Annotated in this window: 23 protein-coding genes and 1 pseudogene; all 24 read right to left on the reverse strand. The window is 61.3% G+C overall.

From position 1 onward, the window contains the following. Positions 1-14: 14 nt before the first annotated feature. Complete coding sequence (atpG, locus tag AWB67_RS20495) at positions 15-908, reverse strand: F0F1 ATP synthase subunit gamma (RefSeq protein ID WP_087658062.1); 894 nt, start codon at positions 906-908, stop codon at positions 15-17. Between the two features lie 96 nt (positions 909-1,004). Then, positions 1,005-2,546, reverse strand: coding sequence for a F0F1 ATP synthase subunit alpha (gene atpA, locus AWB67_RS20500; RefSeq protein ID WP_087658063.1), 1,542 nt, complete (start codon positions 2,544-2,546; stop codon positions 1,005-1,007). Between the two features lie 46 nt (positions 2,547-2,592). Beyond that, complete coding sequence (locus AWB67_RS20505) at positions 2,593-3,132, reverse strand: F0F1 ATP synthase subunit delta (protein ID WP_087658064.1); 540 nt, start codon at positions 3,130-3,132, stop codon at positions 2,593-2,595. Between the two features lie 2 nt (positions 3,133-3,134). After that, positions 3,135-3,605, reverse strand: coding sequence for a F0F1 ATP synthase subunit B (locus AWB67_RS20510; protein ID WP_087658065.1), 471 nt, complete (start codon positions 3,603-3,605; stop codon positions 3,135-3,137). 139 nt (positions 3,606-3,744) lie between these two features. Then, positions 3,745-4,014 carry a F0F1 ATP synthase subunit C gene (gene atpE / locus AWB67_RS20515; protein ID WP_007180033.1) on the reverse strand — a complete coding sequence of 90 codons (270 nt, stop codon included), beginning with the start codon at positions 4,012-4,014 and terminating at the stop codon, positions 3,745-3,747. A gap of 90 nt (positions 4,015-4,104) precedes the next feature. After that, positions 4,105-4,956 carry a F0F1 ATP synthase subunit A gene (gene atpB / locus AWB67_RS20520; protein ID WP_087658066.1) on the reverse strand — a complete coding sequence of 284 codons (852 nt, stop codon included), beginning with the start codon at positions 4,954-4,956 and terminating at the stop codon, positions 4,105-4,107. 180 nt (positions 4,957-5,136) lie between these two features. Further along, positions 5,137-5,691 carry an ATP synthase subunit I gene (locus AWB67_RS20525; protein WP_087658067.1) on the reverse strand — a complete coding sequence of 185 codons (555 nt, stop codon included), beginning with the start codon at positions 5,689-5,691 and terminating at the stop codon, positions 5,137-5,139. 245 nt (positions 5,692-5,936) lie between these two features. After that, a complete protein-coding gene (locus AWB67_RS20530; RefSeq protein ID WP_087658086.1) occupies positions 5,937-7,052 on the reverse strand; it encodes an SLC13 family permease in 1,116 nt (371 codons plus the stop codon). A gap of 29 nt (positions 7,053-7,081) precedes the next feature. Beyond that, on the reverse strand, positions 7,082-7,978 hold the full coding sequence (locus AWB67_RS20535; RefSeq protein WP_087658068.1) for a ParB/RepB/Spo0J family partition protein: 897 nt from the start codon (positions 7,976-7,978) through the stop codon (positions 7,082-7,084). 45 nt (positions 7,979-8,023) lie between these two features. Further along, entirely contained in the window at positions 8,024-8,794 is a 771-nt protein-coding gene (locus AWB67_RS20540; protein ID WP_087658069.1) for a ParA family protein, read from the reverse strand. An 87-nt stretch (positions 8,795-8,881) separates the two neighbouring features. Further along, positions 8,882-9,499: a 16S rRNA (guanine(527)-N(7))-methyltransferase RsmG gene (rsmG, locus tag AWB67_RS20545; RefSeq protein WP_235025235.1), complete on the reverse strand. Its 618-nt coding sequence runs from the start codon at positions 9,497-9,499 to the stop codon at positions 8,882-8,884. Positions 9,500-9,561: 62 nt separating this feature from the next. Then, positions 9,562-11,523, reverse strand: coding sequence for a tRNA uridine-5-carboxymethylaminomethyl(34) synthesis enzyme MnmG (gene mnmG, locus AWB67_RS20550; protein ID WP_087658071.1), 1,962 nt, complete (start codon positions 11,521-11,523; stop codon positions 9,562-9,564). 154 nt (positions 11,524-11,677) lie between these two features. Continuing rightward, positions 11,678-12,442: an ABC transporter ATP-binding protein gene (locus tag AWB67_RS20555; RefSeq protein ID WP_087658072.1), complete on the reverse strand. Its 765-nt coding sequence runs from the start codon at positions 12,440-12,442 to the stop codon at positions 11,678-11,680. A gap of 1 nt (position 12,443) precedes the next feature. Continuing rightward, positions 12,444-14,228 (reverse strand): branched-chain amino acid ABC transporter ATP-binding protein/permease, encoded by a 1,785-nt coding sequence (locus tag AWB67_RS20560; RefSeq protein WP_087658073.1) that lies wholly within the window; start codon positions 14,226-14,228, stop codon positions 12,444-12,446. A gap of 4 nt (positions 14,229-14,232) precedes the next feature. After that, the gene (locus AWB67_RS20565) at positions 14,233-15,288 is read right to left on the reverse strand and encodes a branched-chain amino acid ABC transporter permease (protein ID WP_087658074.1); all 1,056 of its coding nucleotides are present in this window, start codon (positions 15,286-15,288) and stop codon (positions 14,233-14,235) included. 128 nt (positions 15,289-15,416) lie between these two features. Then, complete coding sequence (locus tag AWB67_RS20570) at positions 15,417-16,589, reverse strand: ABC transporter substrate-binding protein (RefSeq protein ID WP_087658075.1); 1,173 nt, start codon at positions 16,587-16,589, stop codon at positions 15,417-15,419. A gap of 260 nt (positions 16,590-16,849) precedes the next feature. Further along, positions 16,850-18,004, reverse strand: a complete 1,155-nt coding sequence (locus tag AWB67_RS20575) for an ABC transporter substrate-binding protein (protein WP_087658076.1) — start codon at positions 18,002-18,004, stop codon at positions 16,850-16,852. Positions 18,005-18,499: 495 nt separating this feature from the next. Further along, entirely contained in the window at positions 18,500-19,471 is a 972-nt protein-coding gene (locus tag AWB67_RS20580) for a branched-chain amino acid ABC transporter permease (protein ID WP_087658077.1), read from the reverse strand. Continuing rightward, the gene (locus tag AWB67_RS20585; RefSeq protein WP_087658078.1) at positions 19,471-20,355 is read right to left on the reverse strand and encodes a branched-chain amino acid ABC transporter permease; all 885 of its coding nucleotides are present in this window, start codon (positions 20,353-20,355) and stop codon (positions 19,471-19,473) included. The genes AWB67_RS20580 and AWB67_RS20585 overlap by 1 nt, the downstream gene beginning before the upstream one ends. A gap of 187 nt (positions 20,356-20,542) precedes the next feature. Next, positions 20,543-21,763 (reverse strand): ABC transporter substrate-binding protein, encoded by a 1,221-nt coding sequence (locus AWB67_RS20590; protein ID WP_087658079.1) that lies wholly within the window; start codon positions 21,761-21,763, stop codon positions 20,543-20,545. Between the two features lie 89 nt (positions 21,764-21,852). Further along, positions 21,853-22,614 (reverse strand): ABC transporter ATP-binding protein, encoded by a 762-nt coding sequence (locus tag AWB67_RS20595; RefSeq protein WP_087658080.1) that lies wholly within the window; start codon positions 22,612-22,614, stop codon positions 21,853-21,855. Then, positions 22,611-23,390 (reverse strand): ABC transporter ATP-binding protein, encoded by a 780-nt coding sequence (locus AWB67_RS20600; RefSeq protein ID WP_087658081.1) that lies wholly within the window; start codon positions 23,388-23,390, stop codon positions 22,611-22,613. The genes AWB67_RS20595 and AWB67_RS20600 overlap by 4 nt, the downstream gene beginning before the upstream one ends. Positions 23,391-23,766: 376 nt before the next feature. After that, complete coding sequence (locus tag AWB67_RS20605; RefSeq protein WP_087658082.1) at positions 23,767-25,443, reverse strand: GMC family oxidoreductase; 1,677 nt, start codon at positions 25,441-25,443, stop codon at positions 23,767-23,769. Positions 25,444-25,560: 117 nt separating this feature from the next. Further along, positions 25,561-25,749: pseudogene (locus AWB67_RS20610) on the reverse strand (methylmalonate-semialdehyde dehydrogenase (CoA acylating)); the annotation flags it as partial.

Below are 25,749 nucleotides of genomic sequence, written 5' to 3' on the forward strand. Positions count from 1 at the left end.
AGCTCACGCGATCATCAGACCGCAGCGGCGCCGCCGACGATTTCCGAGAGTTCCTTCGTAATCGCGGCCTGCCGGCTCTTGTTGTACACGAGCTGCAATTCGCCGATCACGGTCTTCGCATTGTCCGACGCGGCCTTCATCGCCACCATCCGGGCCGATTGCTCCGATGCCATGTTCTCCGCGACCGCCTGATAGACGAGCGCCTCGACATAACGCACGAGCAGTTCATCGACGACGGTTTGCGCGTCCGGCTCGTAGATGTAGTCCCACGACGTCTTCGGCGTGACGGAAACACCGTCCGCGCTGTCGCGACGCTTGAAGTCCTCGGTCGAGAGCGGCAGCAGTTGCTCGATCACCGCTTCCTGCTTCATCGTGTTGACGAAGCGCGTGTACGCCAGGTACACCGCGTTGATCTTGCCTTCCGAGTACAGGTCGAGCTGCACCTTGACCGCGCCGATCAGCTTTTCCAGATGCGGCGTGTCGCCGAGGTGCGTGACTTGCGACACGACCTTCGCGCGCAGGCGATTCAGAAAACCGAGACCCTTGCTGCCGATCGCCGATGCCTCGATGGACACGCCGCCCTGCTCGAGATCCTTGAACTTCTGAACCGACGCACGCAGGATGTTCGTGTTCATGCCGCCGCACAGACCCTTGTCGGTCGTGACGAGGATGATGCCGGCCACTTTCGCGCCTTCGTTCTTCACCATGAACGGGTGGCGGTACTCGGGGTTGGCTTCGCTCATGTGCGCCGCGATCTCGCGAACCTTGTCGGCGTACGGACGAGCGGCGCGCATGCGCTCCTGAGCGCGGCGCATCTTCGACGCGGCCACCATCTCCATCGCTTTCGTGATCTTGCGCGTGTTCTGCACGCTCTTGATCTTGCCGCGAATTTCCTTCATTCCAGCCATTTGCTTACTCCCTGATCGAAGTGGCGCGGGTTGTGGCTTCGGCTCTTTTCGCCCGAAGCGGCCCGCGCCGCTCCAAAGTTTCGATCAATGTTGAGATCAGTAAGCGCCCGACTTCTTGAAGTCCTTCAGCGCGGTATGCAATGCGCCTTCGTCGTCCTTCGACAAGTCTTTGTTGTCTTCGATGCGCTTGACCATGTCGGCCTGCTTCGTCTTCAGGTATTCGCGCAGACCCTTTTCGAACGGCAGCACCTGGCTGACTTCGAGGTCATCGAGATAACCGTTGTTCGCCGCGAACAGCGCAATAGCCAGTTCCCACACCTGCAGCGGCTGATACTGGGGCTGCTTGAGCAGTTCCGTCACGCGGCGGCCGCGCTCCAGTTGCTTGCGGGTGGCTTCGTCGAGGTCGGATGCGAACTGCGAGAACGCAGCCAGCTCACGATATTGAGCCAGGTCGGTACGGATACCGCCCGAGAGCTTCTTCACGACCTTGGTCTGCGCTGCACCGCCGACTCGCGACACCGACACGCCCGCGTTGATTGCAGGGCGGATACCGGCGTTGAACAGGTCGGTTTCCAGGAAGATCTGGCCGTCGGTAATCGAAATCACGTTCGTCGGAACGAACGCGGTCACGTCGCCGGCTTGCGTTTCGATGACCGGCAGTGCCGTCAGCGAACCGCTCTTGCCTTTCACTTCACCGTTGGTGAACTTCTCGACGTAGTCTTCCGACACGCGAGCCGCACGCTCCAACAAACGCGAGTGCAGGTAGAACACGTCGCCCGGGTACGCTTCACGGCCCGGCGGACGGCGCAGCAGCAGCGAAATCTGGCGATACGCCCATGCTTGCTTGGTCAAGTCGTCGTACACGATCAGCGCGTCTTGACCGCGATCGCGGAAGTATTCGCCCATCGAGCAGCCGGAGTACGGTGCGAGGTATTGCATCGCGGCCGATTCCGAAGCCGAAGCCGCGACGACGATCGTGTATTCCATCGCGCCGGTTTCTTCGAGCTTGCGCACCACGTTCATGATCGACGAAGCTTTCTGGCCGATCGCGACGTAGATACAGAAGAGGTTCTTGCCCTTCTGGTTGATGATCGCGTCGATCGCGACGGCGGTCTTGCCGCACTGGCGGTCGCCGATGATCAGCTCGCGCTGGCCACGGCCGATCGGCACCATCGCGTCGATCGACTTCAGGCCGGTCTGGACCGGCTCGGAAACCGACTTACGCCAGATCACGCCCGGTGCAATCTTTTCGACTGCGTCGGTCATCTTCGCGTTGATCGGACCCTTGCCGTCGATCGGGTTGCCGAGCGCATCGACCACGCGGCCGAGCAGTTCCGGACCCACCGGCACTTCGAGAATGCGGCCCGTCGTCTTGACGATGTCGCCTTCCGAGATGTGTTCGTATTCGCCCAGAATCACGGCGCCGACCGAATCGCGCTCGAGGTTCAGCGCGAGGCCGAACGTGTTGCCCGGGAATTCGAGCATTTCGCCCTGCATCACGTCCGACAGGCCGTGGATACGCACGATACCGTCGGTCACGGAGATCACGGTGCCCTGGTTGCGAACGTCTGCGCTCGCTTCAAGGCCCTGGATCCGGCTCTTGATCAGCTCGCTGATCTCAGAGGGATTGAGTTGCATTATTCGCTCCTGATAGTCAATTCTGTTGCGTGCCAGCTTTTAAGCGTCAGGCAGTCAGAGCCGTCTGCATGCTGGCGAGGCGCGCGCGGACCGAGGTATCGAGCACTTCGTCGCCCACCGTCACGCGCACGCCGCCGATCAGCGACGGGTCGATTTCGACAGTAGGTTTCAGCTTGCGTTGGAACTTGCGTTCGAGACTGGCGACGAGGTCGTTCAACTGATCGCCTTCGAGCGGGAACGCGCTCACGATCAGCGCGTCGGCCGCGCCTTCACGGGCGTTTTTCAGCTCGTCGAACTGCACGGCGATTTCGTTCATCAGCGGCAGACGATGATTGTCGACCAGCATATGCACGAAGTTCCTGGCCTGCGAGCTGTCCTTGAGCGGCGATTGCACGGCGGACAGGAGCAGATCGCTGACCTGATCGCGGCTGACCTTCGGGCTCGTGGCGACCGACAGCAGCTCGGGCAGACGCGCAACCTGTGCCAGCTCCTCGACGAAGTTGGACCAGGCCGCGAGATCACCGGCTTCGGCCACGCGGAACAGCGCTTCTGCGTAGGGACGGGCGATGGTTGCAAGTTCGGCCATGATCAGAGCTCGGTTTTGAGTTGATTCAGCAGATCGGCGTGCGCCTTCTGGTCGACTTCGCGTTTCAGGATTTGCTCGGCGCCCTTCACGGCCAGCGCCGCGACTTCGGCGCGCAATGCTTCGCGTGCCTTCACGACTTGCTGGTCCGCGTCGGCCTTCGCTTGCGCAATGATGCGCGCTGCTTCGGCTTGGGCGTTAGCCTTGATTTCGTCGGCGACGGAGACCGCACGCTTTTCAGCGTCGGCGATACGTTGCTGACCGTCGTTGCGGGCTTGCGCGAGTTCCTGGTCGACGCGCTTGTGCGCGGCTTCGAGTTCCGACTTGCCCTTTTCGGCGGCAGCGAGGCCGTCGGCGATTTTCTTCGCGCGCTCGTCGAGGGCGTTGATCAACGGCGGCCACACGAACTTCATCGTGAACCACGCGAGGATCAGAAACACGACCATTTGCGCAAACAGGGTTGCGTTGAGATTCACGGTGTTTCCTTAAACGTTGCTTTTTCGGGAGAGTGAAACGGTAAGGCGCTCATCGACGGGATGCATCGATTAAGCGCCCTCACCGGTTCCGTCCTGCGTCGTCGTCACGTTGCGGCTAGACGCACACTTCCGAGGAACCTCAGCCTGCGAGCTTCGAGAGCAGCGGGTTCGCGAACGCAAACAGCATTGCCACACCAACGCCAATCAGGAACGCCGCGTCGATCAGACCAGCCAAGAGGAACATCTTGGTTTGCAGCGGGTTCATCAGTTCCGGCTGGCGGGCACACGCTTCGATGTACTTGCCGCCCATCAGGCCGATACCGATACAGGCGCCGATTGCACCCAGGCCGATGATGATGCCGATACCGATGGCGGTCAGACCCTGGATGTTGGCGATGAAAGCTTGCATGATCACTCCTTTGATTAAAGACTTTGGAACTGGATTTATAAAAGACGAAACCGTGAAACCTGAGGCGATTCTGGGACTACTTAAAGCGTATTAATGGGTGTCATGCGCCTGGCCGATGTACACCAGCGTCAGCATCATGAAAATGAACGCTTGCAGCAGAACGATCAGAATGTGGAAGATCGCCCAGACCGTACCCGCGACCACATGGCCGATAAAGCCAAGTACAGAGGCGTCCGCGCCGAAATGCCACATGCTGCCGAGCAGTGCGATCAGCAGGAAGAGCAGTTCGCCTGCGTACATGTTGCCGAACAGCCGCATGCCGAGCGAAACCGTCTTGGCGACGAACTCGATGATGTTCAGTGCAAGGTTCGGGATCCACAGGAGCGGATGCGCGCCGAACGGTGCCGACAGCAGTTCGTGCACGAAGCCGCCGGCGCCCTTGATCTTGAGGTTGTAATAGATCATCAGCGCGAAGACGCCGAGCGCGATCCCGAGCGTGCCGTTCAGGTCGGCGGTCGGCACGATGCGATGATGCGGAATGACTTCCGACAGGCCCAGCCAGCCGATCACGCGGCCCGGCAGGTCGACGGGGATGAAGTCGAGCGCGTTCATCAGGGCGACCCAGACGAACACCGTCAGCGCGAGCGGCGCGATGAAGCGGCGGTTGCCGTGGATCATCGACTTCGACTGGTCCTCGACCATCTCGACCAGCATCTCGACCGCGCTCTGGAAGCGCCCCGGAACGCCGGACGTCGCCTTGCGGGCGGCGAGGCCGAGAATCGCGATCGTCGCCAGGCCGCACAGAATCGACCAGAACAGCGTATCGAGATTCCAGACGTGGATATCGAAAATCGCCGTCTGATGGTGATTGGAAAGATTCTGCAAGTGGTGCGCAATGTACTCGGACGGATCCAGAGCGCGCGTTCCTTCGCTAGCTGCCATATCGTTAAAGCCACCCAAATTGTCAAAAATCTTCCGCCGCCTGCTTGTCCCCCGAGTCGCCGCGTTGGCGTTGCGTCTCCGGGGGCCGAGGCCCGCGTGCAGGATATGGAATCCGCACGTATTTATTTGCTCTGTTACTGTTGCTCTACCGCTCCGCAGCCCGGCTTCGCTGCCTCGCGTTCATCGCCAGACCATTGCAATCCAGTAAGTCTTCAGCGCGATCAGGTACGTGACCAGAAGCGGCACCCATAGCGCGCCTTTGTACCAGACCGCGATCGCGACGAACATAGCAATCGTCGCACCCATCTTGATGGCTTCGCCGATCACCCAGCTCGCGATGGTCTCGGCGCCGCTCTTCGCTTTCAAGCGTGCCGCGAATAATGCGCTCGGCACCCAGCAGATCGCTCCTCCCAGGAAGGCGGACAGCGCGGCATCCCGCGGCGGACTGTAGAACAGCCACCACAGCAGCGTTGCACCCAGGGACAAAACCATTTGCGCCGCCACGACCTTGTATGGCGTGACCCGCGATGGACGACTCACTCCGGGACCAAACAGCGTTTCTGCCTGTGCCCGCGTGAGCGGAACGATATTGTTATCTTGCGCTTCGGCGTCCCACGAATCGTCAAACGAACCGTGCGGCTGACTTCCTGAACCATTCGCTTCGTCAGCTTCGGATGGCGAGCGGCGCCCGTCTTGCCCGCCTTTCGGCGCTCGATTCTGCTCTCGCACCGTCATCACACTGCCTGCTCAAAGTCCCGTTGTCACCCACCCGTAGCCGCCGCACAACCACCGCGTTTACGCTGCGCTTTCGGGGTCACCAAGCTGATAAATCCGGGGGATTGTAAGCGATTGTTGTCACGGATTCAATAGTTTAGGTGCGTCAAAAAGCAAGCAGACATCGCCTAAAATGCCACGTTTTATCTAAGAATTATCTTGCTTTCGCGACCAGTTCGTGTGGGGCTGTAAGGCGTGCTGCGCACTCATACGAGAAGAGCACCAATCGCCGTTGCCACGATCCAGAACGGGATCGATACGATGTGAAACGGCGTCCACATGCCCTTCTCGCCCGAGAGGCGCACGGCGATCAAATTTGCGAGCGAACCAATCGCGATACCGAAGCCGCCAACGCTCACGCCGAATGCGAGCGCGCGCCAGTCCTTCGAGAATTCGGCAAGCATGATCGCGGCCGGCACGTTGCTGATGCCTTGCGAAAGCACGGCGCCTGCACCATACGCGCGTAACGGCGTGTTCAGGCCGATGTGCGCGATGGCATCGTGGACCGGCGGTAGTGCCGCGGCGCTGCGCAAGACGATGAACATCAGCACGAAGATGAGCAGCAGCAACCAGTCGATTCTCAGGACCACTTGCCTGCGCCACAGCAAGAAGCCGATCGCGACCGCAGCGACTCCCGGACCTGCGTGATGCGCATCGGCGAGCGCAACGAACGCGATGAAGGCGAGCGCCGCCACCACGCACAGCGTCCGATCGACGCGATGCTCCTCCACGTCGCCTGAGAGGTCGAGCGGTTCGGCGCGGAACATGAACGCGCTCAGCACGTACAGCATCGCCATCAGCACGGCGCAGAGCGGCGCGAGCGCCCACACGAACGCGCCGAACGACACGCCGCTCGTTTGCCAGAGGAAGAGATTCTGAGGATTCCCGAGCGGAGTTAGCACGGACCCCGCGTTCACCGCTAGCGCGATAAAGATGACGAGCCGCTTGATCGGAAGCGGCGCGAGCTTGTGCAGCGAGAGCGCGAGCGGCACGACGGCGAACAGCGCGACGTCGTTGGTCAGGAGCGTCGAGAGCGCCGCAGCCAGGCCGATCAGCAGAAACGCGAGCGCCCGCTCACTATGAATTCGATGCACGACCCGATGCGCCATCCACATCAGGAATCCTGATAGTTCGACGGCTTTTGTCAGCATGAGCAGACCGGCGAGCGTCAGTACCGTCTGCCAGTCGATGAGCGCGGGGAGCGTCGTCCACGGTCGCGGATGCAAAATCTGCAGGGCGAGCAACGCGACGACGAGAATCGCGAGCACCGGTTCCTTGCTGACGAGCGCCCACAGACGCGCGAGCGTGCTCGTCGGTTCGATGAGTTTTGCCTTCGTGCTCGACAAAACGATTACGCGCGCGTCGCGTCGGCGGTGCCGCGCAGCCTGCTGAGAATGCCTTCGAGCGAATCGAGATCGCCAAAATCGATCGTCACCTTGCCGCGCCCCCGCCCGCCGAGCTTGATCTTCACGTTTGCCGACAGCAAATCCGACAACTCCTCTTCGAGCCTGCGCGTGTCGCGTCCGCCGTCGTTTGCGACGCGCGCTTTCGTCGCGGGCACTTCCTTCGTCGTCGACGAAACCAGCTTTTCGGTTTCGCGCACCGACATGCGCTTGTTCACCACCTGGTTGGCCAGCTGAATTTGCGTCGCGGCATCGACGGCGAGTAGCGCGCGCGCGTGGCCCATGTCGAGATCGCCGGCGAGGAGCATCGTCTGAACGGGCGTCGCGAGATTCAACAGACGCAGCAGATTCGACACTGCACTGCGCGACCGTCCCACCGACTCAGCAGCCTGTTCGTGCGTGAAATCGAATTCGTCGAGCAGACGCTGGATGCCCTGCGCCTCTTCCAGTGGATTCAAATCCTCACGCTGGATGTTCTCGATCAGCGCCATCGCCGCGGCGGCCTGATCCGGCACGTTTTTCACGAGGACCGGAACCTCATCGAGGCCGGCGATTCGGGCCGCGCGAAACCGCCGCTCGCCCGCGATGATTTCGTACTGATCCTCGCCGATCGAGCGCACGAGAATCGGCTGCATCAGACCTTGTGCGCGAATGCTCGCTGCGAGTTCCTGCAGGCCGCCCTCGTCCATGCGCGTGCGCGGCTGGTACTTGCCCGCCTGCATCTTCGACAGCGGCAGCACAGTCGGCACGCCTTCGCTACGAACGGCCTCCGTGATATCGACGCTTCCGCCCAGCAACGCATCGAGCCCGCGGCCCAAGCCCTTCTTCTTCATTACAGCGCTCATCTTGGTTCCTCCGGCAGCCGCTCGAGCCGCGTCGATTGGGTTTGGTTACAGAGCGCGCACGCGCTCCATCATTTCCGTGCCGAACTGGATGTACGCCTGTGCGCCGCGCGACGATTTGTCGAACACGACGCCCGGCAATCCGTAGCTCGGTGCTTCGGCAAGACGCACGTTGCGCGGGATCACCACGTCGAACAATTTGTCGCCGAAATGTTCCTTCAACTGGTCGGAAACCTGCTGTTGCAAGGTAATGCGCGGATCGAACATCACGCGCAACAGGCCGATCACCTTCAAGTCGCGATTGAGGTTGGCGTGGACTTGCTTGATGGTATTGACGAGATCCGACAGGCCTTCGAGCGCGAAGTACTCGCACTGCATCGGAATCACAACGCCGTGCGCGGCGCACAGGCCGTTAAGGGTCAGAAGCGATAAAGCCGGCGGACAGTCGATGAGAACGAAATCGTAATCTTCGATGACTTCGGCGATCGCACCACGCAGCACGTGCTCGCGATTCGCAATGGTGACCAGTTCGACTTCGGCGCCGGCGAGTTCGCGATTCGCCGGCAGCACATCGTAGTTGACGGCTTCGGGGCGCTTGCGCGCGTCGCGCAGTGTGACGCCGTCCACCAGCACTTCGTACACCGTGTTTTCGCAGGCCGACTTGTCGATTCCGCTGCCCATCGTGGCATTGCCCTGCGGATCCAAATCGATCAGCAGAACCCGCTGGTCGAGCGCCGCAAGGCTCGCTGCGAGGTTGACTGCCGTCGTCGTCTTTCCAACGCCGCCCTTCTGATTCGCGACGCAGAAGATTTTTGCCATCGTTTAGTGTCCTCGTTTCTTCGCTGCCAGAAGATCAGCGGTGGTTCAGGCGTGCGTGAAGTGCTTCAATACGCTTGCGGCGTTCATTTAATCCGGCGTCACGGCAATTTCGATCAGGTGACGCTCGGCATCGAGCATCGGCACGTTCAGCCGTTTGATGCCCAACACCGTCGTGCCCGCTGGAAGACGCGCGATTTCGGCATCCGGGCGAATGCCTTTCATCGCGAAGATACGTCCGTTGTCGGCGACCAGGTGACGCGCAAGTGTAACGAAATCGGAGAGCTCTGCGAACGCGCGCGACACAATCACATCGAATTTCTCCGGCACTTCAACGCCCGGCTTCAGAATCTCGACGCGTCCCGTAACGACCGAAAGATTCGTCAGACCAAGCTGCACCTTCGCCTGCGACTGGAAGGCAGTTTTCTTGTGAACGATATCGTTCAGCGTGACCTGCCAGTCCGGCAGTACGATTGCCATGACGATGCCGGGCAAGCCGCCGCCCGATCCGACGTCGAGTGCCGAGGATACGCCGCGCTTCTCCAGCGCTGGGACGATCGCGAGGGAATCCAGGATGTGCTGGATCAGCATCTGGCGCGGATCGCGGATCGCAGTCAGGTTGTAGACAGCGTTCCACTTGCCGAGCAGCGCTACGTAGTCGAGCAATTTCGCGTGCGTGGCATCGGACAGCGTGAGACCCAATTCCACGGCGCCTTCGCGAAGAAGCGGCGCTAGATCATCGAGGCCAGACGCGCCGGCTGAACGGCCCGTCACTGGATCGCCGGCGCGTTTCCGCTGCCAGTGTCATCTTTGTTCGTCGTGGCGCGGCGGCCGAGGCCACGCTTGAGGTGCACCATCAAGAGGGAGATCGCGGCAGGCGTAATGCCTGAGATTCGCGAGGCTTGTCCGATGGTCTCAGGACGATGCTGCGTGAGCTTCTGGCGAGCTTCGAACGACAGCCCTCTCACCTCGGCGTAGTCGATACTTTCCGGCAGACGCGTGTTTTCTTGCGAGCCGTTCCGCTCAATCTCCCCGGCTTGGCGATCGATATAGCCTTGGTACTTCACACCGATTTCGATCTGCTCTTTGATCTGCGCAAGCAAGACGGGATCGTCGGCGAGTGGAGCCTCTGGTCCGCACGCACCCTCGCGCAACGCGCAAATTCCCTCATACGTAACACCCGGGCGGCGCAGCAGGTCAGCAAGGCTGTATTCGTGATCGATCGGCTTGCCTAGCAGTGCCGTTGCGTCTGCGGCAGGCAGGGTTTTCGGATTGACCCAAATCGTGCGGAGGCGTTCTGTTTCACGTGAAACAGCGTCGCGCTTCCGGCTGAAGGCGTCCCAACGGAGGTCGTCGACTAAGCCTAGTTCTCGGCCGGTTTCCGTCAGACGCATGTCGGCATTGTCTTCGCGGAGGGAAAGGCGGTACTCCGCGCGGCTCGTGAACATCCGGTACGGCTCGGACACACCACGGGTCACTAAATCGTCTACAAGAACGCCGACGTAGGCCTGATCGCGGCGTGGAGTCCACGCCTCTTTTCCTTGAACTTGTAATCCAGCGTTGATGCCGGCCAGCAAGCCCTGAGCGGCAGCTTCCTCGTAGCCCGTGGTGCCGTTGATCTGACCTGCGAAGAAAAGACCGCCGATCGCCTTCGTTTCCAGCGACGCCTTCAACGCTCGCGGGTCGAAGTAGTCGTATTCGATTGCGTAGCCTGGCCGCAGGATATGCGCGTGCTCAAGGCCGACCATCGAACGTACCAATTCAAGCTGGACGTCGAATGGCAAGCTGGTCGAAATTCCGTTGGGATAGAACTCGTTTGTGGTGAGCCCTTCCGGTTCCAGAAAGATCTGATGCGCGTCTTTGGAGGCGAAACGGTGGATCTTGTCTTCGATCGACGGGCAATAACGCGGCCCTACTCCCTCGATCACCCCCGTGTACATCGGCGACCGATCCAGCCCGGAGCGGATGATGTCATGCGTTTGGGCGTTCGTATGGGTTACCCAACAAGGCATTTGCCGGGGATGCTGCTCGACGCGTCCCAAGAAGGAGAACACCGGAATCGGATCGAAGTCGCCAGGCTGCTCTTCGAGCTTCGAATAATCGATCGTCCGACCATCAATGCGCGGGGGCGTACCCGTTTTCAAACGCCCCTGCGGCAGCTTCAGCTCCTTGAGCCGCGCAGAAAGCGACACTGCGGCAGGATCGCCAGCTCGTCCGCCGGTGTAATTGTTCAACCCGACGTGAATTTTCCCGTCGAGGAACGTCCCAGCGGTCAGCACGACTGCGCGCGCCCGAAACCGAACTCCGACCTGCGTGACCGCTCCCACCACCCGGTCCCCTTCGACCATCAGGTCATCGACTGCCTGCTGGAACAGCCACAAGTTGGGCTGATTCTCCAACCGATGCCGAATTGCTTGCTTGTACAGCAAACGATCCGCCTGTGCGCGCGTTGCCCGCACCGCCGGCCCCTTCGACGAATTCAAGATACGGAACTGGATTCCCGACTCATCCGTCGCAGCCGCCATCGCGCCGCCCAACGCATCCACTTCCTTGACCAAATGGCCTTTGCCAATCCCGCCGATCGACGGATTGCAGCTCATTTGGCCGAGTGTCTCGATATTGTGTGTCAGAAGCAGCGTCTTGGAGCCCATGCGAGCTGAAGCCAGCGCGGCTTCGGTGCCGGCGTGACCGCCGCCAACGACGATCACATCAAATTCTGTCGGAAAAAGCATTGGAAATTTCGCGTGCGAGCGACGCGAGCCTTGAGAGAGATATCGCAGAATTATATAGCTTTACCTTTCGACTCGAATTCTGTCGAACGGCCAACGATAAAAAAACGGCGTGTTTCACGTGAAACACGCCGTCCAGAACCTGCTTCAAAGCAAATTAAGCGACTTTCTTTGCCAATCCGAGATACGTTTCAATGACCTGCGGATTGTGCGCCAAATCCCCCGCCGCACCCTCGAGCACGAATTCACCGGTTTCCAGCACGTAACCGTAGTCAGAAATCTGCAACGCCGCACGAGCATTTTGCTCAATCAGCAGCGTAGCGACGCCCGTTTCACGCAGAGCACTAATGATATGGAAGATTTCCTTCACGATCAGCGGCGCCAAGCCAAGGCTCGGCTCATCGAGCATTAGCAACTGCGGCTTGCCCATCAGGGCGCGCCCCACTGCCAACATCTGCCGCTCACCGCCCGACAACGTCCCCGCCGCCTGCTTCCTGCGCTCCTTCAACCGCGGGAATAGTTCGAACACGTGTGGCAGTTGATCGAGATAGTTTCGCTCTCCGGCACGCTTGCGCCGATAAGCGCCCAGCACGAGATTGTCCTCAACCGTCATGCTGGCGAACAACTCACGTTTTTCAGGCACGAGACACATTCCACGTGAAACACGCTTCTCGATTGCTAGGGAAGAAATATCGTCTCCGAGATAGCGCACTGCGCCCTTGGCGAACCCGGTCGATGGCAGCGCACCCATGATCGCATTGAGCAAAGTGGATTTCCCCGCGCCGTTCGGTCCGATCACCGAGACTATCTGCCCTGCACCAACCGTCAGCTTGCCGCCGTGCAGCGCCTCGACCTTCCCGTAGCGCACTGACAATTCGCTAACCTGCAAAATCGGATCGGTTGCATTAACTGGTTGATTCATTTCATTCCACCCCGCCCAAGTACGCTTCGAGAACCGCCGGATCCTTCTGCACCTCTTCCGGCAACCCTTCGGCGATCCGCGTTCCGAACTCCATCACGACCAGCCGATCGGTGAGATTCATCACGAAATCCATATCGTGTTCGACCAGAAGGACACTCATCCCTTCGGCCTTCAGCTTCCGCAGCAAGTCGGCCAGTTGCAGCTTCTCCTGATACCGCAGACCCGCGGCCGGTTCATCAAGCAGCAGCAAAGTCGGATCGCAGCACAGCGCCCGCGCAATCTCAAGAATTCGTTGCTGCCCGAGCGCGAGGCTCCCCGCTTCGTCGTAGAGATGCTTTTCCAGCCCGACGCGCGCGATTTGCCGCGCCGCCTCGGCCATCAACCGCGCCTCTTCGGCCGCGTTCAGCTTCGCGATGCTTCGCCACACGCCCGTATTGCCGCGCAGATGCGCGCCGATCGCCACGTTCTCCAGCACCATCATGCCCGGCAGCAGCTTGACGTGCTGAAACGTCCGCCCGATGCCGCGCTTGACGATTTCACGTGAAGTCAGCGCATCGATTCGCTCGCCGTGGAAGGTGATCGAGCCACTCGTCGCTTGCAGGACGCCGGTCACGAGATTGAACGTCGTCGATTTGCCAGCCCCGTTCGGCCCGATCAAGCCGATGATCTCGCCCGCCTTTACCTCGAAGCTCACGTCGTTGACCGCAACGAGCCCGCCGAACTCTTTGCGGGCCTTATCGACGATCAACAGACGCTCGCCCGTCGTCGGCTTGCTGCGCTGCGGCAAAGCCTCGGCGTGGTCCGGAACGCGCGCCCGTGGCCCGCTCGGAAAGATCCGCGACACGAACGGCCACACGCCCTGACGTGCATACTGGAGCAGCAAAACCATCAAAACACCGAACACGATGATTTCGAAGTTGCCATTCGCGCCGAGCAACTTCGGTAGCAGCGTCTGCAGATAGTCCTGAAGCACGGTGAGAATCGTTGCGCCGAGAACCGCACCCCAGACGTGCGACACCCCGCCGACCACCGCCATGAACAGAAACTCGATGCCGTGATTCAGCCCGAATGGTGTCGGATTCACTGCGCGCTGCAAATGCGCGTATAGAAATCCGGAAATCGCGGCGAGCACCGCCGCATAAACGAAGATCACGACGCGCATCCACGCAGTATTGACGCCCATTGCTTCGGCCATCGTGCCGCCGCCGCGCAGCGCGCGAATCGCGCGTCCGGGGCGACTGTTAAGCAGATTTTGAACAGATACGACCGCCAGCAGCACGACGACCCAAATCAGGTAATAAATGCTGCGCCCCGATTCCAGATGCCACCCGAACAGATTCAGCACGGGAATCCCGTTGATCCCGTCGTACTTCCCGAGCATTTCGAGATTGCCGAACAGGAAAAACAGCGACAACCCCCAGGCAATCGTTCCGAGCGGCAGGAAGTGCCCCGAGAGCCGCATCGTCACCATGCCGAGCAGCAGCGCCACGAGCCCTGTCAGCACGATGCCGACGATCAACGCGAGCCACGGCGAGACCCCGAACTGCGTCGTCAGATAAGCCGTCGTATATGCCCCGACGCCGACGAAAGCCGCTTGCCCGAAGCTCGTCATCCCGCCGATGCCGGTAAGCAGCACGAGGCCAATCGCGACGATCGAATACAAGCCGATGTAGTTCAGCAGCGTCACCCAGTACTCGGGCACGCGGATCGGCTGCGGCAGAACGGGCAGCGCGAACACCACCAGCAGGAATACCCAGAAGAATTTATTTTGGACCAGAAATTTCATCGCTTCACTCCTCTTCTTCATCCGAATGCGGGCTCGCGAGACTCCGCCACAGCAGCACCGGAATGATCAGCGTGAAAACGATCACCTCCTTGTAAGCACTCGCCCAGAACGACGAATACGACTCCAGCAGCCCGACGAGCAGCGACCCCGCCGCCGCCAGCGGATAACTCACCAGCCCGCCGACGATCGCGCCTACGAAGCCCTTCAGGCCGATCAGGAAGCCCGAGTCGTAATAGATCGTCGTGATCGGCGCGACCAGGACGCCGCACAGCGCGCCGAGGCCGGCTGCGAGCGTGAACGCGAGGCGCCCCGCTTGCGTCGTGCCGATGCCGACGAGCCGCGCGCCCAAACGGTTCACCGACGTCGCTCGCAACGCCTTGCCGGAAATCGTGCGATCGAAGTAGACGTAGAGCGCCACGATCAGCACGGCCGCCGTGCCGACGACCCACAAGCTCTGCCCAGAGATCGATACATCTCCGAGCGAGAACGTCGCGTCGGAGAACGCGGTGGTGCGCGACCCTTCCGCGCCGAACATCACGAGGCCTAAGCCGACCATCGCGAAGTGCACCGCGACCGCGACGATCAGCAGCAAGAGCGTGCTTGCCTCCGCGATCGGCTCGTAGGCCAGCCGGTACACGAACGGCCCCATTGGCACAACGATCAGCAGCGTCAGCGCGATCTGCGCGAACATCGGCAGGGTCTGCATGAAGACGCCCTGAGTCAGCGCGTAGACGGCGATCGGGAACAGCACATATTTGCCGGCCAGAGCGACCAGCGTGCGCGCAACTTGTCGATATCGCGACGGATGCCGCGCGATGCCGGCCAGTTCGGCGACGAAGCAGCCGACGCCCATCGCGACCAGCAGATAGCACGTTGCGGGAAACTTCTGGGTCTGCAGGGCGGCGAGCGTGAGTGCGCCATACGCGACGAACTCGCCCTGCGGAATGAAAATGACGCGCGTCACGGAGAACACGAGCACCAGCGCGAGCGCGAGCAACGCGTAGATGGCGCCCGTGGTGATCCCGTCCTGCGCGAGAATCGCCGCAATCGATAGGTCCATACTTCCTCTTCGAATCAGCCAGACGGAGAATCAGTCCGGCAAAACAAGGTAAAGCGGCGCGCCGATCCCCCGGCGCGCCGCTTTGCACATCGAAGCGCGCCTTTGACGAGCGCGCGTCGAGAAACGCGTCAGTCGTTCAGCAGCTTCCACTTGCCGTCGACGATCTGCACCATCACGCGCGCGCGGTCGTCAAAGCCGTTGTGATCCGTCGGCGTCATGTTCATGATGCCGTGCGCGACCGGCAGGTCCTTCAGGTTCTCGAGCGCCGCACGCAGCGCCTCACGGAACTCCGGCGTGCCCGGCTGGCCCTTCTTCAGCGCCTCGGGAATCGCGCGTTGGAGCATCTGCCCGGCGTCCCATGCGTGACCGCCGAACGTCGAGAGGGAACCCGCACCGTACGCCTTCTCATATGCGTTTTTGTACGCCGCCGACGACTTCTTCACCGGATTGCTCTCCGGCAACTGATCGGTGACGAGCACCGGACCCGCGGGCAGCAGCTCGCCTTCGCAATCCTTGCCGCACACGCGCAGGAAGTCGTTGTTCGCCACGCCGTGCGTCTGATAGACCTTGCCTTTGTAGCCGCGCTCCTTCAGCACCTTCGCCGGCAGCGCCGACGGCGTACCCGCGCCCGCGATCAGCACCGCGTCCGGATTCGCGCCCATCGTCTTCAGCACCTGGCCGGTGACCGATGTGTCCGTGCGGTTGTAGCGCTCGTTCGTCACGATCTTCAACTTGTGCGCGGTCGCCGCCTTGTCGAACACGTTGTACCAGCCGTCGCCGTAGGCATCCGCGAAGCCGATGAAACCGACCGTCTTCACGCCGCGCTTTTCCATGTAGCTCGCGATGGCGTCGGCCATCAGCGCGTCGTTCTGCGGCGTCTTGAAGACCCACGCCTTCTTCGCGTCCATCGGCGAGATGATCGCCGCCGATGCCGCCATCGAGATCATCGGCGTCTTGGCTGACGAAGCCGCATCGATCATCGCGAGCGAGTTCGGCGTGACGGTCGAGCCGACGATCGCATCGACGTGATCTTCATCGATCAGCTTGCGCGTGTTCTGCACGGCGCGGCTCGTATCGGAACCGTCATCGAGCACGATGTATTCGACCGATTTCCCGCCGATTTCCTTCGGCAAGAGCGCGATCGTATTTTTCTCCGGAATCCCAAGCGATGCCGCCGGCCCCGTCGCCGACAGCGTCACCCCGATCTTCACCTGCGCGAACACGGCGCTCGTGCCGCAGAGCGCGCTGCCCGCGATCGCCAGGGCGATGCCCGTGCGTACCCATTGCTTTGTGGTTTTCATGTCCTGTCTCCAAACGCGAAATGCTGTCGCGCACCCGGACGGTGCGCTGCTGCGAGTTGTTATCAATTCGACTGCTGCGACAATCTATGTAGCGCGGTACAGCATGCCTAGCATCGTTTTCCCTGACCGTACGCGCGCTGACTGATTGCCCTCTTCTCTCATTGCGTCCCGCATGTTTGCGGGCTTCTTTGTGCGGAAAAAAAGGCGCGTATGAAGCAACGCGCCTTGGTTTCTCGTTCAATTCATCGTGGCTCTCGATGTCAGTTGGTAACGAGCTTCCACTTCCCACCCACGATCTCAACCATCACGCGTGCGCGCTGGTCGAGGCCGGAGTGATCGTTCGTGCTCATGTTGACGATGCCGTGCGAAACGGGAAGATCCTTCGTGCCTTCAATGGCCGCGCGCAACGCATCGCGAAACGCGGGCGTGCCGGGCTGGCCCTTCTTCAGCGCGATCGGAATCGCGCGCTGCAGGATGAGGCCCGCGTCCCACGCGTGACCGCCGAACGTCGAGACGGTGCCTGCGCCATACGCACCTTCATAAGCCTTCTTGTAGGTCAGCGCGGCGCCCTTCACCGGGCTCGAATCAGGCAACTGTTCGGAGACGAGCAACGGCCCCGCCGGCAGGAACGTGCCTTCGCAATCCTTGCCGCACACGCGCAGGAAGTCGTTGTTCGCGACACCGTGCGTCTGATAGATCGTGCCCTTGTAGCCGCGCTCCTTGAGCGTCTTCTGCGGCAACGCGGCGGGCGTGCCCGCTCCGGCGATCAGCACCGCATCCGGATTCTGCGACATCGCCTTCAACACCTGCCCCGTCACCGAGGCATCGTTGCGCGCAAAGCGCTCGTTCGCGACTACCTTGATCTTCTTGACGTCGGCGGCCTTGCTGAACTCCTTGAACCAGCTCTCACCGTACGCATCGCTGAAACCGATGAAGGCCACCGTCGTCACGTTGCGGTTCGACATGTGCTGCGCAATGGCGGTGGCCATCAGAATGTCGTTCTGCGGCGTCTTGAAGACCCACGCGCGCTTCGCATCCATCGGTTCGACGATCGTGGCGGCCGCGGCCATCGAGATCATCGGCGTGGAAGTTTCGGCGGCGATATCGATCATCGCAAGCGAGTTCGGCACGACCGTGGAACCGATCAGCGCATCGACCTTGTCTTCGCTCGTCAGCTTGCGGGCGTTCTTCACGGCCTGGGTGGAATCGGTGGCATCGTCGAGGACGATGTATTGCATCTTTTGCCCCGCGATCTCCTTCGGCAACAACGCAATCGTGTTCTTCTCCGGAATGCCGAGCGAAGCGGCCGGTCCGGTCGCGGATACGGTAACGCCCACTTTCACATCTGCCAGAACCTGCGTACTCGCCAATGCGGCGATTAATGCCGCCGCGCTCACGCGCAATGCCAACCTCATGCCTTATTACCCCGTGAATGCGTTCGTATGATTTAAGCGAGGATTTACCGTTTTCAATTACCGACCATCCGGTCGGTGAATGGCGAGTGTAGCGGAGGCGACCCGCGTGGTGCAAGCGTTTTGAAGGGAGTTGTGCGGCTTTTAACCGCTACGAAAATCGCCGGAAAATCCGGTGAAAATGATAAGGGAAAACGAGTATGAGACAGCCGCGATTTCTGCCGACAATATAAATACGGAAATGCGAAAAACAAATAAAAAAGCGCTGTTGGAATCATCCAACAGCGCTTTCGGTCGGGCACTTAGTGCCTCGTTGTCTCCTCGTTCTCCACCTCAAAAATTCGGTGCAACAGAACTAGGACGCATATTAAATTGTGAAACGACTCGTCACAACCTAGCATTTACCCTAGTGGTGCATAAACCGCACCTTAAATGGGCAGCATTTTAACGTTAATCAACTAAACGCCTGCCCATTCGCCCAAACGTCCAAGCGTCGTATTAACCCTGCAATGGCCGCACGCGCGCAATGATCTCTCCGACGATGCCGCGCCGAAATGCCAGCACGCACGCGATGAAAATCAGCCCCGTTACGATCGTCACCGATTCGCCGAGCGAGTTGAACCAGTCGACGCCCGTTATCCGCGCGATGCCAGTGCCGATATCGCCGAGCCGGTTCTCCAGCGCGATGATGATTGCCGCGCCGAGCAACGGCCCGAACATCGTGCTCATGCCGCCGACGAGCGTCATCAGCACGACGAGACCGGACATCGTCCAGTAGGCGTCGCCGAGCGTTTCGAAGCCGAGCACGACCACCTTCAACGATCCCGCCAACCCCGCGAGCCCCGCCGACAGCACGAACGCCAGCAGCTTGAAGCGCGCCGTGTCGTAGCCGAGCGAGATCGCGCGCGGCTCGTTCTCCTTGATCGCGATCAGCACCTGCCCGAACGGCGAATGCACGATCCGTACGATCAACGCGAACGCCAGCGCCATTACGACGAGCACGACGTAGTAGAGCGTCAGGTCAGAGCCGAGATCGACGATACCGAACAACTTGCCGCGCGGCACGCCTTGCAGGCCGTCTTCGCCATGCGTGAAAGGCGCCTGCAGGAAGATGAAGTAGACCATCTGCGCGAGCGCAAGCGTGATCATCGCGAAGTAGATGCCCTGGCGGCGGATCGCGAAAAGGCCGACCACGAGCCCGAGCGCGGTCGCCACCGCCGTGCCCGCGAGCACACCGACTTCCGGCGTGAAGCCGAGCGTCTGGATCACGTAGCCCGTCGTGTAGCCGGCGCTCGCAAGGAACATCGCGTGGCCGAACGACAGCAGGCCCGTATAGCCGATCAGCAGGTTGAACGCTGCCGCGAAGAGCGCAAAGCACAGCACCTTCATCATGAACACCGGATACACGCCGGCGAACGGCGCCGCGATCAGGCCGATCAGCAATAGCACGTAAAGCGCTTTTCTTTGCATTATTTTTCCTTGCCGAAGAGTCCCGCCGGGCGCACCAGCAAGACGAGCGCCATGATCACGAACACGACCGTCGCGGACGCTTCCGGATAAAACACGCGCGTGAGCCCTTCGATGACCCCAAGCAGGAGGCCCGTGAGGATCGAGCCCATGATCGATCCCATTCCGCCGATCACGACGACTGCGAACACGGTGATGATCATCGACTGCCCCATGAGCGGCGACACCTGGATCACCGGCGCCGCGAGCACGCCCGCAAACGCGGCGAGCGCGACGCCGAAGCCGTAAGTGAGCGTGACCATCAGCGGCACGTTGATGCCGAACGCCTCGACGAGCTTCGGATTCTCCGTGCCCGCGCGCAGATAGGCGCCGAGGCGCGTCTTTTCGATCACGAACCACGTCGCGAAGCACACGATCAGCGAGGCGACGACGACCCACGCGCGGTAATTCGGCAGGAACATGAAGCCGATGTTGGTCGCGCCGGAGAGCATCGCGGGGACATCGTAGGGCTGGCCGGACGATCCGTAGATCGAGCGGAACACGCCTTCGAGCACGAGCGTGATGCCGAAGGTCAGCAAGAGGCCGTAGAGGTGATCGAGCTTGTAGAGCCAGCGCAGCATCGTGCGTTCGATCACGACGCCGAACACGCCGACGATCAGCGGCGCGAGCAGAAGCATCGCCCAGTAGGGGATATTGAAGTACGAAAAGCCCATCCACGCGAGCATCGCGCCCAGCATGAACAACGCGCCGTGCGCGAAGTTGATCACGTTGAGCAAGCCGAAGATCACGGCGAGCCCGAGACTCAGGATCGCGTAGAACGAGCCGTTGACGAGCCCGAGCAGCAACTGGCTCATCATCGCGGCGAGCGGAATGCCGAAAATTTCCATCGATTCTGCCGTCAGTGTGGTGTTGGCGCAGAAACGGCGGCACGCCGCTCTCGAGCCGCCTGCCGCCTCACCTGCCGTCGTGCTACTTAACTCTGTCGATCAGAGTTCGCGCTGTCGATCAGAGTTAGCGCTTTAGCGCCTACTCTGATCCCACGCGCCTACTCTGATTCCATGCAGCGCACGCCACTTACTTCCACAGCTTGCAGCGCGACTCCGCCTTCGTGCCGAACGCCTGGTCGCCCGGAATGGTCGCGGTGATCTTGTAGTAGTCCCACGGCTCTTTCGATTCCGACGGCTTCTTCACTTCCATTAGGTACATGTCGTGGATCATGCTGCCGTCTTCGCGGATATAGCCCTTCGCGTAGAAGTCGTTGATCTTCGCCTTGCGAAGCTGTTCCATGACCTTGTCGCTATCGGTCGAGTTGGCTGCCTGCACCGCCTTCAGGTAGGTCGTCACGGCCGAGTAGTCGGCGGCCTGCAGGCTCGACGGCATCTTCTTCATCTTGCCGAAGTAGCGCTGCGCCCACTTGCGGGTGGTGTCGTCCTTGTTCCAGTACCAGCTATCCGTCGCGACGAGGCCCTGCGTCGTTTCGAGCCCGAGGCTGTGGATATCGTTGATGAAGATGAGGAGCGCCGCGATCTTCATCGTCTTGCTGACGCCGAATTCCTTCGCCGCCTTGATCGAGTTGATCGTGTCGCCGCCCGCGTTCGCGAGGCCGAGCACCTGCGCCTTCGATCCCTGCGCCTGCAACAGGAACGACGAAAAGTCCGACGCCGACAACGGATGCCGCACTTGACCGAGCACCTGCCCGCCGTTCGCCTTCACGACGTCCGACGTGTTTTTCTCCAGCGCCTTGCCGAACGCGTAGTCGGCGGTGAGGAAGTACCACGACTTGCCGCCCTGCTTCGTCACGGCCGAACCCGTGCCCTTCGCGAGCGCCATCGTGTCGTACGCGTAGTGGACCGTGTACGGCGAGCACTGCTCGTTCGTCAGGTTGTCCGCGCCCGCGCCGATGTTGATGTACGGCGTCTTCTTCTCGGCCGCGACTTGCGCCGTCGAAAGCGCCGTCGCCGAATTCGTTCCGCCGATGATCACGTTCACGCCGTCGCGGTCGATCCATTCACGCGCGCGCGATGCCGCGATGTCCGCCTTGTTCTGGTGGTCCGCGTAGACGAGTTCGATGGGCTTGCCGTTCACCTTGCCACCGAAGTCGGCAATCGCCATGCGGATCGCTTCGAGGCCGCCGGGGCCGTCGATGTCGGCATAAAGGCCCGACAAGTCGGTGACGTAACCGATCTTTACTGTGTTGCCGTCGGCGGCGTGGACGCTGCCGGAGCTCAACGCGACGCCCGCCGCCGCAGCCGCAAAGCAAAAGGACGAGAGGCGCGCGAGGGTCTTCTTTTTCATTCCAGTCTCCAAGGGTTTATGGTTGTTGCTTGCGTGCTGCCGCGCGTGGTCAGGCCCGCGCTTGCCGCGTTGCGACGAACGTTGAACGATCACACCCCGAGCAGTTCGTGCAGCACCGGCATCTTCGCTTCGAGTTCCCCTGCGTTGAAGTGCTCGACGATATTCCCGTGCTCCATCACATAGAAGCGATCGGCGAGCGGCGCCGCAAAGCGAAAGTTCTGTTCCACCATCACGATCGTGTAGCCGCGCGACTTGAGCATCAGGATCATGCGCGCGAGTGTCTGCACGATGACGGGCGCGAGCCCTTCCGAGATCTCGTCGAGCAGCAGCAGGTTCGCGCCGGTACGCAGGATGCGCGCGACCGCGAGCATCTGCTGTTCACCGCCCGAGAGACGCGTGCCCTGGCTGTTGCGGCGCTCCTTCAGGTTCGGGAACATCGAATAGATTTCATCGAGGGCCATCGCCTCTTTCGCGCTGCCGACGAGCGGCGGCAACATGAGGTTTTCCTCGCACGAGAGGCTCGAAAAGATGCCGCGCTCTTCCGGGCAATAGCCGATGCCGCAATGCGCGATCTTGTGCGTAGACATGCCGATGGTTTCGCGGCCGCCGACGCGGATCGATCCGGTGCGGCGTCCGGTGAGGCCCATGATCGCGCGCAGCGTCGTGGTGCGCCCGGCGCCGTTGCGCCCGAGCAGCGTGACGACTTCGCCGCGATTCACCTTCAGGTCGACGCCGTGAAGAATGTGCGATTCGCCGTACCACGCCTTCAATCCGCTGAGTTCGAGCGCGGCTGCGTTGCCCGAGGCGCCCGATGTATCGAGCGGACGTCGTTCCTCTACCGTCGTGCTCATGCGTGCGCTCCCGCCAGCGCGGCATCGGCGCTGCCCATGTAGGCTTCCATCACGAGCGGATTCTTCGACACTTCCGCATAGCTGCCTTCGGCCAGCACCTCGCCACGCTGAAGCACGGTGATGGTGTCGGAGATGCCCGCGATCACGTTCATGTTGTGCTCGACCATCAGAATCGTGCGGCCCACTGATACCTTTTTGATCAACGCGGTCACGCGATCGACGTCTTCGTGCCCCATGCCTTGCGTCGGTTCGTCGAGCAGCATCAGTTCGGGTTCCATCGAGAGCGTCGTGGCGATTTCGAGCGCGCGCTTGCGTCCGTACGAAAGCTCGACGGTTTTCGTGTCCGCGAAATCGGTGAGACCGACTTGCGTGAGCAGGTCCATCGCGCGGTCGTTGAGCGTATCGAGCGAGCGCTCGCTACGCCAGAAATGAAACGACGTGCCGAGCTGCCGCTGCAAGCCGATGCGCACGTTCTGCAAAACCGTCAGATGCGGAAACACAGCGGAGATCTGGAACGAGCGGATCACGCCGCGCCGCGCGATATGCGCGGGACGTTCGCGCGTGATGTCGACGCCGTTGAAGACGATCTGTCCCGCGGTGGGTTCGAGGAATTTGGTGAGCAGGTTAAAGCAGGTGGTCTTGCCTGCGCCGTTCGGTCCGATCAGCGCGTGGATCGAGCCACGGCGCACGCGCAGGTTCACGCCATTCACGGCGGTGAAGCCTTTGAATTCTTTTGTGAGGCCACGCGTTTCAAGAATCGTGTCGCCGAGAATCATGTCCCCTTCCATGCGAAATGAGCCGCTGGGCGATGCCGCTGCCCACGCGATATTTTTGGTTGCTTCGCGCGCGGCAAGACGTGCGTTATTTCAGGTTCTCGGGTGCGTTTCGCCGCGGATTGCGTGCTGCACAAAACCCGGCACGCGATAAACCGATTACTCAAAGGCCAGACGCCATTGTCGCGCCAATGATGCAGCGCAATCATCGGGATTTGCACTTAGTGGTTACAGGCTGCGCGCGCACGGTTTCGAGGCATCGGCGCTTGCGCTTGCCAGCCTTGCCACACGGAGCGCAGATGTACGAACGGCCCCATAAGGGCCGCATTGGAAGGCGCGAAGATTGCTGGCGCAGCTGGTCACCAAGCTGTCACGGATGTCATGCGAGCGCTGTCGCGATCGCTTCCTGCACTTCGACATTCCGACGGTCCGCGCGAATCATTTCGCTGGCCCGTTCCGCGATCATCAGCGTCGGCGAATTCGTGTTGCCCGACGTGATAGTCGGCATGATCGATGCATCGACGATACGCAGCCCGCGCAGGCCAATCACGCGCAATCGGCTATCGACGACGGCGCCTGGATCGTTGTCCGTTCCCATGCGGCAGGTGCCGACCGGGTGGAAGATCGTCGTGCCGATGTTGCCCGCCGCCTGTGCGAGTTCCTCGTCGGTCTGGAACGCGACGCCCGGCAGGATCTCCTGTGGTGCGTAACGCGCAAGCGCCGGCGCGGCGGCGATGCGGCGCGTGAGCCGCAGCGCGTTGGCTGCGACTTCGCGGTCGCGCTCCGTCGACAGATAGTTCGGCGCGATCAGCGGCGCCGCGTGCGCATCGGGCGACGCGATATGCACGCTGCCGCGCGAGGTCGGACGCAGCGTGCACACCGATGCCGTGAACGCATTGAACGCATGCAGCGGCTCGCCGAAGCGATCGAGCGACAGCGGCTGCACGTGGTATTCGAGATCGGGCCGCGTGATCGATGCATCGTTCGGGTTCGACTTCGCGAACGCGCCGAGTTGCGACGGCGCCATCGACATCGGCCCGCCGCGCGTCAGCGCATATTGCAGCCCGATGAAAAGCTTGCCCCACCAGTGCGCGGACAGCGTGTTGAGCGTGCGCACGCCGTTCACCTTATACGCCATGCGCAATTGCAGATGGTCCTGCAGGTTCTCGCCGACGCCGCGCAAGTCGCGCACCACGTCGATGCCGAGCCGCTGCAGCCGCGCGCCATTGCCGATGCCCGACAGTTCGAGGATCTGCGGCGAATTCACCGCGCCCGCGCTCAGGATCACCTCGCAACGCGCCTTCGCGATGTAGTCGACGTCGCCGCCCCGATATTCCACGCCGACGCAGCGCTTTCCTTCGAACACGAGGCGCTGCGTGTGCGCGCCGGTGATCGTCGTGAGATTGGAGCGCTTCATCGCGGTGCGCAAGAACGCCTTCGATGCGTTCCAGCGGATGCCGCTTTTCTGGTTGACGTCGAAATAGCCGACGCCAGTGTTGTCGCCGCGATTGAAGTCGTCCGTAGCGGGGATGCCGGTTTGCTGCGCCGCCTGCGAGAACGTCTCGAGGATCTTCCACTTGAGGCGCTGCTTTTCGACGCGCCATTCGCCGCCCGCGCCGTGGAATTCGCTGGCGCCGCCGTGGTGATCCTCGCTGCGCTTGAAGACGGGGAGCACCGCGTCCCACGACCAGTTCGGGTCGCCGGTGAGGTGCGCCCACTCGTCGTAGTCTTCGCGCTGGCCACGCATGTAGATCATGCCGTTGATCGACGAGCAGCCGCCGAGCACGCGGCCGCGTGGATACGACAGCGCGCGGCCGTTCAGGCCCGGTTCGGCTTGCGTCTTGTAGAGCCAGTCGGTGCGGGGATTGCCGATGCAATACAGATAGCCGACGGGGACGTGGATCCAGTGATAGTCGTCCTTGCCGCCTGCTTCGAGCAGGAGAACGCTCACGTCGGCGTCTTCGGTGAGGCGGCTGGCGAGCACGCAGCCTGCCGTGCCCGCGCCGACAATGATGTAGTCGAATTCGCCTTCGGGTTTGCGGGCGGTTTGTTTCATCGTTGTCTCCTAAGTCGACCGGAGTTAGCGCTTTAGCGCTTACGTCGGTCCCATGCAGAGCATGTCGACGAGAGTTGGCGATTTTGCGCTTACTCTGGTCCCGTGCAGGGTTCCGTCTTATTTTGCCACCGGCATCGTGAATTCCGCGCCCTTCGCGATGCTGTCAGGCCAGCGCTGCATCACGCTCTTGTAGCGTGTGTAGAAACGAATGCCTTCTTCTCCGTATGCGTGGTGATCGCCGAACAAGGAACGCTTCCAGCCGCCGAACGAGTGCCAGGCCATCGGAACAGGAATCGGCACGTTGAT

Source organism: Caballeronia terrestris, from assembly GCF_001544515.1.
GTDB classification, from domain to species: domain Bacteria; phylum Pseudomonadota; class Gammaproteobacteria; order Burkholderiales; family Burkholderiaceae; genus Caballeronia; species Caballeronia terrestris.